The organism is Nocardioides sp. (genome assembly GCF_025965415.1).
Classification (GTDB): domain Bacteria; phylum Actinomycetota; class Actinomycetes; order Propionibacteriales; family Nocardioidaceae; genus Nocardioides.
Map to the genome: position 1 here is coordinate 1 of NZ_JAOPWY010000052.1, position 3,950 is coordinate 3,950.

A 3,950-nucleotide genomic window follows, 5' to 3' on the forward strand; every position below is an offset into this window, starting at 1 on the left:
GGGCGTTCAAGAAGTTCTACAACTCCGAATCCGCCCGCCGAGCGGCTCTGCCAGCATGGCTCCACGAGTACAACCACCACCGGCCCCACACCGCACTCGGCAGGTCAGCACCCATCACCAGGTTGACCAACCTCACCGATCAATACAGCTAGGCCAGGTGCGACCCGGGCTCCAGCCGCGCTCCCGCGGGGACCTGTCCGGCGACCCGGGAGTCGCGACCGACGAGAACGACGTCCTCGTCGCGTGCCAGCCGTGCCGACGGGGCGGTGCCGATCCTGGCCCGCGGAGCGACGTCGCAGCGCTCGTCCAGCACGGTCGTCCGCACCACGGCACCCGCCCGGATGACGCAGTCCTCCATGACCACGCTGTCGTGCACCTCGGCGCCCTTCTCGACGACCACGCCCGGCCCGAGGACACTGCCGACCACCAGCCCGCTGACGTCCGCCCCGGGCGACAGCAGCGAGTCACGGCACTCCCCGCTCGCCCGCACCCGCGAGGCCGGACGGTCCGGCCAGTGCGAGATGACCGGTCGGCCCGGGTGGTCGAAGACGTCGACCTTGCCGGCGAGCAGGTCGCGGTGCGACTGCAGGTAGAGGCCCGGCTGGCCGACGTCGCGCCAGTAGCCGGTGAGGGGCACGGCGACGACCTTGCCGCTCTCGACGAGGCGCGGCAGCAGGTGCTCCCCGAAGTCGCCGATGCCGCTGTCGCCGTCCTCCCTCTGATCCCCGTCCTGCTCCCCCGCCAGCTCGTGCCGCAGGTCATGGAGCGCGGACAGCAGCGCCGTGGTGTCGTAGACGAAGATCTCGGTCGCCACCGTGCCGGCGGACGGCCGCGACGGCTTGTGCTCGACACCGGTGACGGTGCCGTCGCGTCCGGCCAGCACCACGACGTTGTCCGACGCGTCCTTCTTGGTCACCTCGGCCGTGAGCACGGTCGCCACCCGGCCCGAGGCGACGTGCTCGTCCACGACCGGCGCGAGGTCCATGTTGAAGACGTGGTCGGCGCTGCAGACCACGAGCGTGCGCGCGCCGAAGGCCTCGATGTCGGCGGACATGCGCAGCAGCAGGTCGCCGTTGCCGTGGGCGAAGCCGCTCTCGGTCGCGGGGCCCGTGCCGGTCTGCGGGACGATCCGGCGGAAGCCGCCGCGGTTGCGGTCCAGCGACCACGGACGCCCGCCGGAGAGGTAGTCGTCGATGGAGGTGACCTGGTACTCCAGCGACACCCACACGTCGGAGAGGTCGGCGTGCACGAGGCCCGACAGCGCGAAGTCGATCAACCGGTGCACGCCGCCGTACGGCAGGGCGGGCTTGGCCCGCTCCCGCGTGAGGACGTCCATGCGGGAGCCCTGACCGCCCGCTTGCACCAGGGCCAGGACCTCACCGCGACGTGGCATGGCCGAAGCATGGCATGCGCCAGCCCCCGCCGACTCCCCTCATAGGATGGGCAGCATGAGTCTCGTCGACCTGCCGCTCCTCCCCCTCGGCAAGGGTCGCGACCTCGACGCCGAGCGTGGTGTCGAGTGCCCCGGTGACCTGCCGGCGGCGTCCGACCCGGGCCTGGTCGAGCGGGCGCGGGCCGCCAAGGCCGCGCTGGGCGAGCGGGTGTTCGTGCTGGGCCACCACTACCAGCGCGACGAGGTCATCCAGTTCGCCGACGTCACCGGCGACTCCTTCAAGCTGGCGCGCGACGCGGCCGACCGCCCCGACGCCGAGTTCATCGTCTTCTGCGGCGTGCACTTCATGGCCGAGTCGGCCGACATCCTCACCGCTCCGAGCCAGCGGGTGATCCTCCCCGACCTGGCCGCGGGGTGCTCGATGGCCGACATGGCCCGCCTGCGCCAGGTCGAGGACGCCTGGGACGCGATGTCCGACGCCGGGATCCAGGACAGCGTCGTCCCCGTGACCTACATGAACTCCAGCGCCGACATCAAGGCGTTCTGCGGCCGCCACGGCGGCGTGGTGTGCACGTCGTCCAACGCCGACGTCGCGCTCGAGTGGGCCTTCGACCGGGTGCCCGACGCCAAGATCCTCTTCCTCCCCGACCAGCACCTCGGCCGCAACACGGCCGTGCTCAAGATGGGCATAGCCCTCGACGAGTGCGTGGTCTGGGACCCGCAGCGGCCCGGCGGCGGCCTCACCGCCGAGGAGCTCCAGCGCGCACGGATGATCCTCTGGAAGGGCCACTGCTCGGTGCACGGCCGCTTCTCCGAGGACGTCGTCGACGAGCTGCGGGTCAAGCACCCCGGCATCACCATCCTGGTGCACCCCGAGTGCACCCACGAGGTCGTCCTCAAGGCCGACCTGGTGGGCTCGACCGAGTTCATCATCAAGACCATCGAGGCGGCGGCACCCGGCACGGTCTGGGCCATCGGCACCGAGCTCAACCTGGTCAAGCGCCTGGCGGACGCCCACCCCGACAAGACCATCGTCTTCCTCGACCGCAACGTCTGCTACTGCTCCACGATGAACCGGATCGACCTCCCCCACCTCGTCTGGGCGATGGAGAACCTGGTCGCCGGCACCGTGGTCAACCAGATCACCGTCGACCCCGAGACCGAGGCCGATGCGCTGGTCGCGCTGCAGCGGATGCTCGACCTGCCCGGCAAGTCCCACCGCGACTGAGCCCGGACGGCTCACGGTGACGGCCACGCGTCGGATCGGCGACTCCGAGCGCCGTCGCCGGATCGGCGTACGCCACGCGCTCGCGCCGACCCACCGGCTCGGCGACGTCGCCGCGGTGACGCGGGCCATGACGGTCCTCCACGCCACTGAGGCGGCGTCCGTGCACCTGGCCGTCGCGGCCCGGTCCGAGGGCCTCACCCCTGCCGACGTCGACGCAGCGATGTACGGCGCGCGCGAGGTCGTCAAGCAGCTGGCGATGCGGCGCACGCTCTTCGTCTTCCCCCGCGAGCTGCTCACGGCGGCGTGGGGCAGCGCGTCGGCGCGGGTGGCGACGGCCGAGCGCAAGCGGATCGCGAAGGCCATCGCCGGCGCCGGGATCGCCGAGGACGGTGACGCCTGGCTCGAGGCGGCCCGCGAGGCGACGCTCCGGCGGCTCGCCGACGGCCCGGCCACGGTCGCCGAGCTCCGCGCCGACGTGCCGGAGCTGGCCGGGATGATCGGTGGCACCACCGACAAGCCGTGGGACCGCGCGGTCCCGGTCGCACCGTGGGTGCTGACCCACCTCGGGCTGAGCGGCGCGACCCTGCGCGGTCGCAACGCCGGGCACTGGCGGCTCAACAAGCCGACCTGGATGCGCACGCAGGACTGGCTCGACCCGGTCCCCGAGGCGCTCGACGAGGCCGCCGGCTATGCCGAGCTCGTCCGCGCGTGGCTCACGACGTTCGGTCCCGGCACCGCCGACGACCTCCAGTGGTGGCTCGGCTCGACCAAGACCGCCGTGACCAGGGCCCTCGCCGACGTCGCCGCGGTGACGGTCTCGCTCGACGACGGCAGCACCGGCTGGGTGCTGCCCGACGACACCGACGACACCGAGGCGCCCGCGCCCTGGGCAGCGCTGCTGCCGGCCCTCGACCCCACCGTCATGGGCTGGAGGTCGCGTGCCTTCTACCTCGACCCCGCGCACGTCCCCCACCTCTTCGACTCCAACGGCAACGCCGGCACCACGGCGTGGTGGGACGGGCGGGTCGTCGGCTGCTGGGTGCAGGACGACGACGGCACCGTGCGGCTGTCCCTGCTCGAGGACGTCGGCGACGAGGGGCGCGCGGCGCTCGACCGCGAGGCCGAGCGGCTCACCGCCTGGCTGGACGGCACCGTGATCGGCAACGTCTACGCCTCGCGCCAGATGAAGCAGGCCAAGCTGCCCTAGGTGTACTGATCGGTGAGGTTGGTCAACCTGGTGATGGGTGCTGACCTGCCGAGTGCGGTGTGGGGCCGGTGGTGGTTGTACTCGTGGAGCCATGCTGGCAGAGCCGCTCGGCGGGCGGATTC

At 72.2% G+C, this 3,950-nt stretch carries 5 protein-coding genes; 3 read left to right on the forward strand and 2 right to left on the reverse strand.

The window, feature by feature from the left end:
• A partial coding sequence (locus JWN97_RS06030) for an integrase core domain-containing protein (RefSeq protein ID WP_297619879.1) occupies positions 1–152 on the forward strand: 152 nt, incomplete at its 5' end.
• Here JWN97_RS06030 and JWN97_RS06035 read toward each other — a convergent pair.
• A complete protein-coding gene (locus JWN97_RS06035; RefSeq protein ID WP_297619869.1) occupies positions 149–1,393 on the reverse strand; it encodes a sugar phosphate nucleotidyltransferase in 1,245 nt (414 codons plus the stop codon). The two genes, JWN97_RS06030 and JWN97_RS06035, sit on opposite strands and share 4 nt — an antisense overlap.
• 55 nt (positions 1,394–1,448) lie before the next feature.
• Here JWN97_RS06035 and nadA point away from each other — a divergent pair, with 55 nt between their 5' ends.
• The gene (gene nadA, locus JWN97_RS06040; protein ID WP_297619873.1) at positions 1,449–2,621 is read left to right on the forward strand and encodes a quinolinate synthase NadA; all 1,173 of its coding nucleotides are present in this window, start codon (positions 1,449–1,451) and stop codon (positions 2,619–2,621) included.
• Positions 2,622–2,637: 16 nt separating this feature from the next.
• A complete protein-coding gene (locus JWN97_RS06045) occupies positions 2,638–3,828 on the forward strand; it encodes a winged helix DNA-binding domain-containing protein (RefSeq protein ID WP_297619876.1) in 1,191 nt (396 codons plus the stop codon).
• On the opposite strand, the gene JWN97_RS06050 is transcribed toward JWN97_RS06045, so the two are convergent.
• A partial coding sequence (locus JWN97_RS06050; protein ID WP_297619882.1) for an integrase core domain-containing protein occupies positions 3,825–3,950 on the reverse strand: 126 nt, incomplete at its 5' end. The two genes, JWN97_RS06045 and JWN97_RS06050, sit on opposite strands and share 4 nt — an antisense overlap.

Bases quoted from the DNA above. Each gene is read 5' to 3' on its own strand.
- JWN97_RS06035 (WP_297619869.1), bottom strand. From the start codon at position 1,393: ATGCCACGTCGCGGTGAGGTCCTGGCCCTGGTGCAAGCGGGCGGTCAG.
- nadA (WP_297619873.1), top strand. From the start codon at position 1,449: ATGAGTCTCGTCGACCTGCCGCTCCTCCCCCTCGGCAAGGGTCGCGAC.